The organism is Streptomyces sp. TSRI0107 (assembly GCF_001905845.1).
Lineage (GTDB): Bacteria > Actinomycetota > Actinomycetes > Streptomycetales > Streptomycetaceae > Streptomyces.
Map to the genome: position 1 here is coordinate 228,489 of NZ_LIVZ01000010.1, position 11,646 is coordinate 240,134.

At 71.0% G+C, this 11,646-nt stretch carries 7 protein-coding genes; all 7 read left to right on the top strand.

Annotated features, from left to right (window positions below; genetic code table 11):
- Positions 1 to 2: 2 nt before the first annotated feature.
- The 7 genes from AMK31_RS26955 to topA all read left to right on the top strand — a co-directional run bounded on the left by AMK31_RS26955 (position 3) and on the right by topA (position 11,556).
- The gene (locus tag AMK31_RS26955) at positions 3 to 437 is read left to right on the top strand and encodes an ATP-binding protein (protein ID WP_073943243.1); all 435 of its coding nucleotides are present in this window, start codon (positions 3 to 5) and stop codon (positions 435 to 437) included.
- A gap of 301 nt (positions 438 to 738) precedes the next feature.
- Entirely contained in the window at positions 739 to 3,153 is a 2,415-nt protein-coding gene (locus AMK31_RS26960) for a sodium-translocating pyrophosphatase (RefSeq protein ID WP_073943244.1), read from the top strand.
- 193 nt (positions 3,154 to 3,346) lie between these two features.
- Positions 3,347 to 3,940, top strand: a complete 594-nt coding sequence (locus AMK31_RS26965; protein WP_073943245.1) for a small secreted protein — start codon at positions 3,347 to 3,349, stop codon at positions 3,938 to 3,940.
- Between the two features lie 129 nt (positions 3,941 to 4,069).
- A complete protein-coding gene (locus AMK31_RS26970) occupies positions 4,070 to 5,596 on the top strand; it encodes a DUF7059 domain-containing protein (RefSeq protein WP_073943370.1) in 1,527 nt (508 codons plus the stop codon).
- A gap of 166 nt (positions 5,597 to 5,762) precedes the next feature.
- On the top strand, positions 5,763 to 8,066 hold the full coding sequence (locus tag AMK31_RS26975) for a serine/threonine-protein kinase (RefSeq protein WP_073943246.1): 2,304 nt from the start codon (positions 5,763 to 5,765) through the stop codon (positions 8,064 to 8,066).
- 130 nt (positions 8,067 to 8,196) lie between these two features.
- Positions 8,197 to 8,394: a hypothetical protein gene (locus AMK31_RS26980; protein ID WP_073943247.1), complete on the top strand. Its 198-nt coding sequence runs from the start codon at positions 8,197 to 8,199 to the stop codon at positions 8,392 to 8,394.
- Positions 8,395 to 8,640: 246 nt separating this feature from the next.
- Positions 8,641 to 11,556: a type I DNA topoisomerase gene (gene topA, locus AMK31_RS26985; RefSeq protein ID WP_073943248.1), complete on the top strand. Its 2,916-nt coding sequence runs from the start codon at positions 8,641 to 8,643 to the stop codon at positions 11,554 to 11,556.
- Positions 11,557 to 11,646: the final 90 nt, after the last annotated feature.

Genomic DNA, 11,646 nt, shown 5'->3' on the forward strand with positions numbered 1-11,646 from the left:
GCATGGCCACCGTTGAGCTCCGCTTCAGTGCGGTCCCCGGACATGTCAGGACCGCCCGACTGGTGGCCGCTTCCGTCGCCCGCAAGGCCGGAGTGGACGAGGCCGTCCTCGACGAGGTCCGGCTCGCCGTCGGTGAGGCCTGCTCCCGCGCGGTCGGACTGCATCAGAACAGCGGGATCACCGCGCCGGTGCGGGTGCTGCTGATCGAGGACGAGAAGCAGTTCTCCATCGAGGTCGGCGACGAGGCACCGCACCCGGTGTCCGGCGGTGCCCCCGGCGCGTCCGACGACGCCGACGCGGAGGCCGAGGAGGACGAGATGGGCCTCGCGGTCATCAGCGGCCTCGTCGACGACGTGGAGGTCAACACCGGCGCCGACGGCGGGCAGATCCGGATGACCTGGCCGACCACGCCCCCGCCGACCGTGGTACTTCCCTGACGCGCGCACCCGCTCGCACGAACTCCGAGGGCCCTGCTCAGCAGGGCCCTCGCTGTTTTTGCCCACGGGGGCACGGGGGCACGGGAGCGGCGACGCGTCCCGGGAATTCGTGAAGCATTTCACGATCAATTTCCGATCACCCAATCACCCGAATGGACCAGCGTCCCCAGAATGCTTTCGAGGCATTACCGGCGGCCCACCGGGGTGTACTGATTCCGTTTCCCGCGTACTGTTTTGATCCGGAACAGATCTCTAGAATCCGTCCACATCTTGAGCTCAGCCCAAGCGTCAAGGAGGACGAATGGCGGGGCTTTCTTCTCCAGATCAGCTCGATCAGCTGGATCACTCCACCGCCCTCGCGGCCGCGGTTCTCACCGACGGCAACCGGGCCATGGTGGTCGTCATCGCGGTCGTGGCACTGGCCGCGCTCCTGGTCGCCGGAGTCCTGCTGCGGCAGGTGCTCGCGGCCGGCGAGGGCACCGACAGCATGAAGAAGATCGCGGCAGCGGTGCAGGAGGGCGCGAACGCCTATCTGGCACGGCAGTTGCGCACCCTCGGCGTATTCGCGGTCGTGGTGTTCTTCCTGCTCATGCTGCTGCCCGCGGACGACTGGAATCAGCGTGCCGGACGATCGGTGTTCTTCTTGATCGGTGCCGCGTTCTCGGCGGCCACCGGTTATATCGGCATGTGGCTCGCCGTGCGCAGCAATGTGCGGGTCGCCGCGGCGGCCCGGGAAGCGACGCCCGCGCCGGGTGAGCCGGAAAAGGATCTCACCGCCGTCGCGCACAAAGCGATGAAGATCGCTTTCCGTACCGGCGGCGTCGTCGGCATGTTCACGGTGGGGCTCGGTCTGCTGGGCGCCTCCTGCGTGGTGCTGGTGTACGCGGCCGACGCGCCGAAGGTGCTGGAGGGCTTCGGTCTCGGCGCGGCGCTCATCGCGATGTTCATGCGAGTCGGCGGCGGCATCTTCACCAAGGCCGCCGACGTCGGCGCCGACCTGGTCGGCAAGGTGGAGCAGGGCATTCCGGAGGACGATCCGCGCAATGCCGCGACCATCGCCGACAACGTGGGCGACAACGTCGGCGACTGCGCGGGCATGGCGGCCGACCTCTTCGAGTCGTACGCCGTGACCCTGGTGGCCGCGCTGATCCTGGGCACCGCGGCGTTCGGCGACGCCGGTCTGGGATTCCCGCTGCTCGTCCCGGCGATCGGCGTGCTCACCGCGATGATCGGCATCTTCGCGGTCGCCCCGCGGCGCGCCGACCGCAGCGGGATGAGCGCGATCAACCGCGGTTTCTTCATCTCCGCGGTGATCTCGCTGGTGCTGGTGGCGGTCGCGGTGTTCGTCTATCTGCCGGGGAAGTACTCGGAGCTGGACGGGGTCACCGACGAGGCGATCCTGGCGAAGGACGGCGACCCGCGGATCCTCGCGCTGGTCGCGGTGGCGATCGGTATCCTGCTCGCCGCCGTCATCCAGCAGCTCACCGGCTACTTCACCGAGACCACCCGCCGCCCGGTGCGGGACATCGGCAAGACCTCGCTCACGGGTCCCGCCACCGTCGTACTCGCCGGTATCTCGGTGGGCCTCGAATCGGCTGTCTACACCGCCCTGTTGATCGGCCTCGGCGTCTACGGGGCCTTCCTGCTCGGCGGTACGTCGATCATGCTCGCGCTGTTTGCGGTGGCGCTGGCCGGCACCGGCCTGCTCACCACGGTCGGAGTGATCGTCGCGATGGACACCTTCGGGCCGGTCTCCGACAACGCCCAGGGCATCGCCGAGATGTCCGGCGACGTCGAGGGGGCGGGCGCGCAGGTGCTCACCAACCTGGACGCCGTCGGCAACACGACCAAGGCCATCACCAAGGGCATCGCCATCGCCACGGCCGTGCTCGCGGCGGCGGCGCTCTTCGGGTCGTACCGTGACGCCATCACCACCGGCGCACGCGACGTCGGCGAGAAGCTCAGCGGCGAGGGCGCGCCGCTCACGCTGGCCATGGACATCTCGCAGCCCAACAACCTCGTCGGTCTCATCGCGGGCGCGGCGGTCGTCTTCCTCTTCTCCGGACTGGCCATCAACGCCGTGTCGCGGTCGGCGGGTTCGGTGGTGTTCGAGGTGCGGCGGCAGTTCCGTGAGAAGCCGGGAATCATGGACTACAGCGAGACCCCGGAGTACGGGAAGGTCGTCGACATCTGTACGAAGGACGCGCTGCGGGAGCTGGCCACGCCCGGTCTGCTCGCCGTGATGGCGCCGATCTTCATCGGGTTCACGCTGGGCGTCGGCGCGCTCGGCGCCTATCTCGCGGGCGCGATCGGCGCGGGCACGCTGATGGCCGTGTTCCTCGCCAACTCCGGTGGCGCCTGGGACAACGCCAAGAAGCTGGTCGAGGACGGTCACCACGGCGGCAAGGGCAGTGAAGCCCATGCCGCGACGGTGATCGGCGACACGGTCGGCGACCCGTTCAAGGACACCGCGGGCCCGGCGATCAACCCGCTGCTGAAGGTGATGAACCTGGTGTCGCTGCTGATCGCGCCGGCGGTCATCAAGTTCTCCTACGGCGACGACGCGAACGTCGCAGTGCGGGTGCTGGTGGCCGTGATCGCCTTCCTGGTGATCCTGGGCGCGGTGTACGTGTCCAAGCGGCGCGGGATCGCCATGGGCGACGAGGACGATGCCGGGTCGGGCTCCAAGTCGCCCGATGCGGCGGCGGTTTCGTAGGCGGTCGGCAGCGGTTCGTCCCAAGGGGCGGGCGGGCGGCGCGCGTTGGCGCGCTACCCGCCCGCCCCGCTTGTGTGCCCGCTTTCGCCGTGAGCCTTCTCTCGCTTGATGCAAATGGTTATAAACGGTTCATATGGGATGCTCATCGTGCGATTGTCGTGCGCTTGGCGTGTATGTTCCGGGGCCGAGAGCCATGGAAGGGACCAATCCGGTGAACAAGAAGCTCGCGGCCGCACTGTCCGGCGGTGCGGTACTGGTACTGGCGCTGTCCGGATGCAGCAGCGACGACGAAGGCAACGAGAAGCTGGACGCCTGGGCCAAGCAGGTGTGCGACTCGGTGCAGGTTCAGGCGCAGAAGATCAAGGCCGCCAACGCCTCGATCCAGAAGGAGACCTCGGACAACAGCACGCCGGAAGAGGTCCAGAAGGCGGACTCCAAGGCCTTCCAGGACATGTCCGACGCCTACAAGGCGATCGGTACGGCCATCACCAAGGCCGGTGCGCCGAACGTGGAGAACGGCGAGAAGAAGCAGCAGGACGCGGTCAAGGAGCTCAACGCCATCTCCGCCTCCTACGCCTCCCTGAAGAAGCAGGTCGACGGGCTCGACACCAAGGACCAGGCCGAGTTCGCCGACGGCCTCAAGGACGTCGCCACCGAGCTGGACAAGCTCAGCAAGAGCGGCAACGACGCGCTCAAGACGCTGGAGGAGGGCGAGGTCGGCCAGGCGATGGGCAAGCAGGAGAGCTGCAAGTCGGCGTCCGCGACGGGGTCGCCGGCGGCCGCGTAGGGCACCGGGCCGAAAGGGAGGTCCGCGCGGGGCTGAAAGCGGTGCCCGCGCGGGGCTCAGGATGCGGCCGGGACGCGGCCGGAACGCACGCGCGCGTGCGGTGTCGGTGGGAGCCGACACAATGGGGTGGTGAGCAACGCCAGCCTCTCCTCGCCGTCCCCCCTGCCCGCCACCGACCGCCCCGAGGTCGCCGCCCGGCTGCGGGAGGCCCTGCTCGGGGCCTCCTTCACCGCCGACGGACTGCTCGAACTGCTCGGTGCCCCCGCGTACGCGGCGCTGGCCCGCAGCGAGACCGTGCCCGCGCTCCGGGCCACCCGCGGGGACACGCCGCTGGAGATGCTCGTACGCCTGTTCCTGTTGCAGCAGCCCGTGCCGCACGCGCGCGTGACGGACGTGCTGCCGGTCGAGGCGTGCCTGGAGAGCGGCTGGCTGGTCCCGGCCGGCCAGGACGAACTGGCGGCCACCGTGGACGTGCGGCCGTACGGCGGACCCGGCGGCGAGGACTGGTTCATCGTGTCCGACCTGGGCTGCGCGGTCGGCGGCGCCGGAGGCATCGGGCGCCGGGACGAGAGCGTGGTGCTCGGGGTCGGCGGCGCCTCGACGACGCTGGCCGGGATCACCGTACGGACGCCCGTCACCTCGGCCCTCGACCTCGGCACCGGCTCCGGCATCCAGGCGCTGCACGCCGCCCAGCACGCCACGCGCGTGACCGCGACGGACGTCAACCCGCGCGCCCTGCACATCACCGCGCTCACCCTCGCGCTGTCCGGCGCCCCGGCCGCCGAACTGCGGGAGGGCTCGCTGTTCGAGCCGGTCGAGGAGGGTGAGACGTACGACCTGATCGTCTCGAACCCGCCCTTCGTGATCTCGCCGGGCGCCCGGCTGACCTACCGCGACGGCGGCATGGGCGGCGACGATCTGTGCCGCACGCTCGTTCGGCAGGCGGGGGAGCGGCTGAACGAGGGCGGGTTCGCGCAGTTCCTCGCCAACTGGCAGCACGTGGAGGGGGAGGACTGGCAGGACCGGCTGCGGTCGTGGGTGCCGCGCGGGTGCGACGCGTGGATCGTGCAGCGCGAGGTGCAGGACGTGACGCAGTACGCCGAGCTGTGGCTGCGGGACGCCGGCGACCACCGCGGCGACACCGCCGAGTACCAGACGAGGTACGACGCCTGGCTGGACGAGTTCGAGGCCCGCAAGGTGAAGGGCGTGGGCTTCGGCTGGATCACCCTGCGCAGGACGGCCTCCGCCGAGCCCTCCGTCACCGTCGAGGAATGGCCGCACCCGGTCGAACAGCCGCTCGGCGAAACGGTACGGGCACACTTCGCCCGCCTCGACTACCTCCGCGCGCGGGACGACGCCGCCCTGCTCGCGGAGCGCTTCCGGCTCGCCGACGAAGTCGTCCAGGAACAGGTCGGGCTGCCCGGCGCCGAGGACCCCGAGCACGTCGTGCTGCGCCAGAACCGCGGCATGCGGCGCGCCACGAAGGTCGACACGGTGGGCGCCGGCTTCGCCGGGGTCTGCGACGGGTCGCTGAGCGCCGGGCGGATCCTCGACGCGATCGCCCAACTCGTGGGCGAGGACCCGGTCCTGCTGCGTGACCGCACGCCCGCGCAGATCCGGCTCCTCGTGGAGCAGGGCTTCCTCGAACCGGCGTGATCCCGCCGTCACCCCTGAGGCCTGTGGGGCCCGTGGGGCGCAAGCGTCCCATCTGACTGGATTGATCCGGAAAAGGGCTCCTGTCAGTGGTGGGTGCGAAGCTACCTTCAAGGGAACAGATTCAACGCGTCCTCGGGGGAGGCGCGCTGTCCTCGGGGGAGGCGGGATGGCGGGGGAGACGCCGGATCAGGGCGACGGCAGGATCATCAACGGGCGCTACCGGCTGCTGCGCGCGCTCGGCGCGGGCGGCATGGGTCGGGTATGGCTCGCCCACGACGACGAACTGGCCTGCGATGTCGCGATGAAGGAGATCGCGCTCTCGGACGCGCCGGCGGACGAGGGCGAGATCGCCCAGCGCATCGCGCGGGCGCGCAGCGAGGCCCGGCACGCGGCCCGGCTGCGCGGGCACGCGCATGTGGCGACGGTGCACGACGTGGTGGTGCACGAAGGGCTGCCGTGGATCGTCATGGAGTACGTGCCGGACGCGGTCGACCTCCAGGCGGTCGTACGGCGGTCCGGGCCGCTGCCGCCCGCGCACGTGGCCCGCATCGGGCTGGCCGTGCTGGACGCGCTCGCCGCCGGCCATCGCATCGGCATCCTGCACCGGGACGTGAAGCCGGCCAACATCCTGCTCGCCCCGGACGCTTCGGGCGACCCCTACGCGCGCGTGCTGCTCACCGACTACGGCATCGCCCTCCGGCCCGAGTCCCGAGAACCCCGGCTCACCGCCACCGCCGGCATCCTCGGCACGCCCGGCTACCTCGCCCCGGAGCGGGCCCGCGGCGAGCCGCCCACCCCGGCCGCCGACCTCTTCTCCCTCGGCGCCACGCTGTACTGGGCGGTCGAGGGCCGCGGCCCCTTCGACCGCAACGGCGAGTACGCCACGCTGACCGCCCTGCTGGGCGAGGAGCCGACACCGCCGGCACGGGCCGGGGAACTGGCACCGGTACTTCAGGGACTGCTGGTCAAGGACCCGGTACGCAGGTCGGCACCGGAGACGGTGGCGCGTGGGCTGGAGTGGGTGGCGGGGCGGGGCACCGGGGCCGGGGACGCCGGTGGGTTCGGCGCCGCGCCGCAGGGATTCGGGCCGCCGCCCGCGGGGTTCGGGGCGGCGGCGCGAACACCGGGTACGCCGGAGACGCCGGGTGCGGCTGTGACGCCGGGGGCTCCTGGAACTCCAGGAACTCCGGGAACTCCTGGAACTCCGCGAACGCCAGGGTTGGCCGCTGTGACACCGGGGACTCCAGCACCGGCAGGAACTTCAGGAACTCCAGGAACTTCAGGAACTCCGGGAACTCCGGGAACTCCGGGAACTCCGGGAGCACCAGCGACTCCAGGCACCTACGGCGCCGCAGTCCCACCCGGCCCCCCGGAGCCCCCGCACACCCCGCAGACCCCGCACACCCCGGCGGGCGCGCCCGCCGGCTTCGGCACGGGCGGCCCCGCGCTACCGGGCAACCCGTACGCGCAGACGCAGGCCGCGCCGTACGCGGCGGCCTACGCGAGCGGCGGTGCGGGCCGGCCGCCGTACGGATCCGGCACGAACCTCCCACCCCCGTCCGGCCCCGGCCGCCGCAAGCCCGCCCTCCTCGTCGCCCTCGCCCTGGCCGTCGTCCTCGTGGTCGGGCTCGGCGGCTGGGCGGCCGTGTCGCTGACCGATGACGACGGACCCGGAAAGAAGGACACGGCCTTAGGGACGTCGCCGTCGGCGAGCCCCGTCGACGACTCCGCCTCGCCGGCCGGGCCCGTGCTGCCGTACGGGGAGGCGGTCGGGCTGAGCGAGCCGCTGGCGGCCGGGGACTGCGTGAAGGCGGTGTGGTCCGGGACGCCGTTCGAGTCGGCGCCGAACCTCGGCGTCGTGGACTGCGCCGACGACTGGCCGGACGGTCAGGTCGTGGCCGTCGACACGGCGGCCGACCACGCCGACGCCCGCGCCAACGGGGCGCGGCGGTGCGCGGACCAGACCCGCTCGGTCGTCGACGCGCTGCCCGACGCGGGCGGCTACGCCGTCCTGCCGACCAGGGAGGGCTTCGCCGAGGCCGACGGTGGCACGGCCTGTCTGGTCCTCGGCCGGCACGCCGCGATCGGCGGCGAGGTGGGCCGCTTCCGCGACACCGGCACCGACCTGTGGGTCGGGCAGATGAGCGTCGGCGACTGCTGGGACTACGAGGAACTGGACGACGGCTACCGGGCCTCGCTCGTCGACTGCGCGGAACCGCACACCGACCAGGTCGTCGGCACCGCGCAGGCCCCCGACGGGATGAGCTACGACAAGGGCGGCGACAACGCGACCAAGCTGTGCGGCAACAAGTTCGAGTCGAGTTGGGCGCCCGGCTCCGAGCGGACCGTGTACGGCTGGATCGCCGACGAGGAGGACTGGGAGCAGGGCTTCACCAAGGTGGTCTGCACGGTGAGCCGCGCCGACAACGAAAAGACGACCGGAAAGATATCGGCGCCCGGCGCCGTCTGACCCCCTGCCCGCCCCGCCCGGACCGATCGGCGGTCTCGCGTTCACCCGGGGTTCGCCTGGCCGCAGCCCGCGCGTGTCAACCTCCCGAGGGCGGGGCACGCGTGGACGTAGAAAAGGGGCACGGGGAGCCATGGAGAGCGGGCCGGCGATCTTCGCGGGATTGGTGTTCGCCCTGTTCGGGGGCGGACTGCTGGTGTGGATCGGAGTGCGGACGCGGCAGCGGCAGCCCGTCGCCCACGGTGTGAGTCCGGTCGCATCGGCGGCTCTCGCGAGCGTCGCCGCGGTGCTCGCGCTGGTGGTCGGGGCATGGTGCTTCACACGGGTCTGAGCACTCCGGAAGGGTTCCCTCCGCAGTAATCGGGAGATCACGCTCCGGATCGGCCGGAAAACGGCTCTGGGCACTCCGTGCGGCAGGAATGGCGGAAGTCGGGTTACCGTTCGAGTGGCCGTTGCGGGCTTTTCCCGTTTGACACGGGGGCGGGATGTACCGTCACACTCCGCAGCGTCACCATGACCCGACCCCGGGAACGAAGGCCTGGGGAGGCCCCAGCGTCGACCGGAGAGAAGAGCGAAGTTGTCCCCGACCAGCGAGACCGCACAGGGCGGCCGCCGACTCGTCATCGTCGAGTCGCCTGCCAAGGCGAAGACGATCAAGGGCTACCTGGGCCCCGGCTACGTAGTCGAAGCGAGCGTCGGGCACATCCGCGACCTTCCCAACGGCGCCGCGGAGGTGCCGGAGAAGTACACCGGCGAAGTCCGCCGCCTCGGTGTGGACGTCGACCATGACTTCCAGCCGATCTATGTGGTCAACGCCGACAAGAAGGCCCAGGTCAAGAAGCTCAAGGACCTGCTGAAGGAGTCCGACGAGCTCTACCTCGCCACCGATGAGGACCGCGAGGGCGAGGCCATCGCCTGGCACCTCCAGGAGGTGCTCAAGCCCAAGGTCCCGGTCAAGCGGATGGTCTTCCACGAGATCACCAAGGCCGCGATCCAGGCCGCCGTGGCCAACCCGCGCCAGCTCAACCAGAAGCTGGTCGACGCCCAGGAGACCCGCCGCATCCTCGACCGCCTCTACGGCTACGAGGTCTCGCCGGTGCTGTGGAAGAAGGTCATGCCGCGCTTGTCGGCGGGCCGTGTGCAGTCCGTCGCCACCCGGCTCGTCGTCGAGCGGGAGCGCGAGCGCATGGCGTTCCGCTCCGCCGAGTACTGGGACCTGACCGGCACCTTCGCCACCGGCCGCGCGGGCGACCCGTCCGACCCGTCGTCGCTGGTCGCCCGGCTGCAGACGGTCGACGGCCGGCGTATCGCGCAGGGCCGCGACTTCGACTCCCTGGGGCAGCTGAAGAGCGCGAACATCCTCCACCTCGACGAGGCGAACGCCCGCGCGCTCGCCGCCGCGCTGGAGAACACCCGGTTCGCCGTCCGCTCCGTCGAGTCCAAGCCGTACCGCCGCTCGCCGTACGCCCCGTTCCGTACGACGACCCTCCAGCAGGAGGCCAGCCGCAAGCTCGGCTTCGGCGCGAAGGCCACGATGCAGATCGCGCAGAAGCTGTACGAGAACGGCTACATCACGTACATGCGTACGGACTCCACGACGCTGAGCGACACGGCGATCGCCGCCGCCCGCGCCCAGGTCACGCAGCTGTACGGCGCCGACTACCTGCCGCCGCAGCCGCGGACGTATGCCGCGAAGGTCAAGAACGCGCAGGAGGCGCACGAGGCGATCCGCCCCTCGGGTGATCGTTTCCGCACGCCCGCGGAGACCGGTCTGACCGGCGACCAGTTCAAGCTGTACGAGCTGATCTGGAAGCGGACCGTCGCCTCCCAGATGAAGGACGCCACGGGCAACTCCGTCACCGTCAAGATCGGCGGCACCGCCGCCGACGGGCGGGACGTCGAGTTCAGCGCGTCCGGCAAGACCATCACCTTCCACGGCTTCCTCAAGGCCTACGTCGAGGGCGCGGACGACCCGAACGCCGAGCTCGACGACCGCGAGCGCCGGCTGCCGCAGGTCGCCGAGGGCGACCCGCTGAGCGCCGAGGAGATCACCGCCGACGGCCACGCGACCAAGCCCCCGGCCCGCTACACCGAGGCCTCGCTGGTCAAGGAGCTGGAAGAGCGCGAGATCGGCCGCCCGTCGACGTACGCGTCGATCATCGGCACGATCCTCGACCGCGGCTATGTGTTCAAGAAGGGCACGGCGCTCGTGCCGTCCTTCCTGTCCTTCGCCGTGGTCAACCTGCTGGAGAAGCACTTCGGGCGGCTCGTCGACTACGACTTCACCGCCAAGATGGAGGACGACCTCGACCGCATCGCGCGCGGTGAGGCGCGGGCCGTGCCGTGGCTGAAGCGGTTCTACTTCGGCGAGGGCACCGTCGAGGGCGTGGCCGCCGACGCCGGCAACGGCGACGGGGACCACCTCGGCGGCCTCAAGGAACTGGTGACCGACCTGGGCGCGATCGACGCGCGCGAGGTGTCGTCGTTCCCGGTGGGCAACGACATCGTGCTGCGCGTCGGCCGCTACGGGCCGTACATCGAGCGCGGTGAGAAGGACGCCGAGGGCCACCAGCGGGCCGACATCCCCGCAGACCTGGCGCCCGACGAGCTGTCCGTCGAGCTGGCCGAGGAACTGCTCGCCAAGCCGAGCGGCGACTTCGAGCTGGGCACCGACCCGGCCACCGGCCACCAGATCGTCGCCAAGGACGGCCGCTACGGCCCGTACGTCACGGAGATCCTCCCCGAGGGCACCCCGAAGACCGGCAAGAACGCGGTCAAGCCGCGCACGGCCTCCCTGTTCAAGTCGATGTCGCTGGACACGGTGACCCTCGACGACGCGCTGAAGCTGATGTCGCTGCCGCGGACGGTCGGCACCGACGCCGACGGCCAGGAGATCACCGCGCAGAACGGCCGCTACGGCCCGTACCTGAAGAAGGGCACGGACTCTCGGTCGCTCACGTCCGAGGAGCAGCTCTTCACGATCACGCTGGAGGAGGCGCAGGCGATCTACGCCCAGCCCAAGCAGCGTGGCCGCGCGGCCGCCAAGCCGCCGCTGAAGGAGCTGGGCACCGACCCGGTCAGCGAGAAGCCGGTCGTGGTGAAGGACGGCCGCTTCGGCCCGTACGTCACCGACGGCGAGACCAACGCGACCCTGCGCTCCGGCGACAGCGTCGAGACGATCACGCCCGAGCGTGGCTTCGAGCTGCTCGCCGAGAAGCGGGCGAAGGGCCCCGCCAAGAAGACGGCGAAGAAGGCGGCCACGAAGAAGACCACGGCCGCCAAGACCACGACCGCGAAGAAGACCGCCGCCAAGAAGACCACGGCGGCGAAGAAGACGACGGCCGCGAAGAAGACCGCGGCCAAGAAGACGACCGCCACGAAGGCGACCGCCGCGAAGGCGACCGCCACGAAGGCGACCGCCGCGAAGGCGACCGCCACGAAGAAGACGGCCGCGAAGAAGACCACGGCGTCCAGGACGGCGTCCGAGGACTGAGCCCCAAGACGAACGCCGGGCGGGTGCCCCCGTCCGGCGTTCGCGAAACCAACGCCTCGCCACCGTTCGGGTGCCGGGGCGTGCGGGCGT

Coding starts and splice junctions, on each gene's coding strand:
- AMK31_RS26965 (WP_073943245.1), top strand. CDS start 3,347: ATGGAAGGGACCAATCCGGTGAACAAGAAGCTCGCGGCCGCACTGTCC.
- AMK31_RS26955 (WP_073943243.1), top strand. CDS start 3: ATGGCCACCGTTGAGCTCCGCTTCAGTGCGGTCCCCGGACATGTCAGG.
- AMK31_RS26960 (WP_073943244.1), top strand. CDS start 739: ATGGCGGGGCTTTCTTCTCCAGATCAGCTCGATCAGCTGGATCACTCC.
- AMK31_RS26980 (WP_073943247.1), top strand. CDS start 8,197: ATGGAGAGCGGGCCGGCGATCTTCGCGGGATTGGTGTTCGCCCTGTTC.
- AMK31_RS26975 (WP_073943246.1), top strand. CDS start 5,763: ATGGCGGGGGAGACGCCGGATCAGGGCGACGGCAGGATCATCAACGGG.